The sequence below is a fragment of the Cupriavidus sp. KB_39 genome, from assembly GCF_052114485.1.
GTDB lineage: Bacteria > Pseudomonadota > Gammaproteobacteria > Burkholderiales > Burkholderiaceae > Cupriavidus.
The window spans coordinates 1-484 of sequence record NZ_JBFREV010000199.1; the positions used below are offsets into that span (position 1 = coordinate 1).

Sequence of the window (484 nt, forward strand, 5' to 3'; positions counted from 1 at the left end):
TGACCTACGGCGCGGGCCACGTGCACGGCGTGATGCTTGATGACCGCGAACTGGTCCATCTTGAGCGCGACGACTTGCACCGGGAGGTGCTTCGCACACAGGGCAATCGGCTCTCCCACGCGCAGGCGTACGATCCGGCGGGGCGGCTGGTGGAACAGGCGCTGTCCCACATCGAGGGTGCACGGGTGGGCCATCGTTTGCTGCATCGCCAGTATCAGTACGATGCGGTGGGACAGCTATCGGGCATCCATGACATGCGGCGCGGCGCGCTGCGATATCGCTATGACCCGGTCGGGCGGCTGCTCGATGCGCGCAGCGCGCTCGGCAGCGAAACGTTCGCCTTCGACCCGGCCGGCAACCTGCTCGACGATCCCGATACGCGCTGGTATGCGTCCACGCCCGAACATGGACGACGGGCCACCGACAGCCGCCTGACCGGCCACCCCAGGCTGGTGGACAACCTGCTCCGGCAGTACGCGGGCAC

Annotated in this window: 1 pseudogene; it reads left to right on the plus strand. The window is 67.8% G+C overall.

The features are described from left to right. A pseudogene (locus AB4Z27_RS29515) lies at window positions 1-484 on the plus strand (RHS repeat-associated core domain-containing protein); the annotation flags it as partial.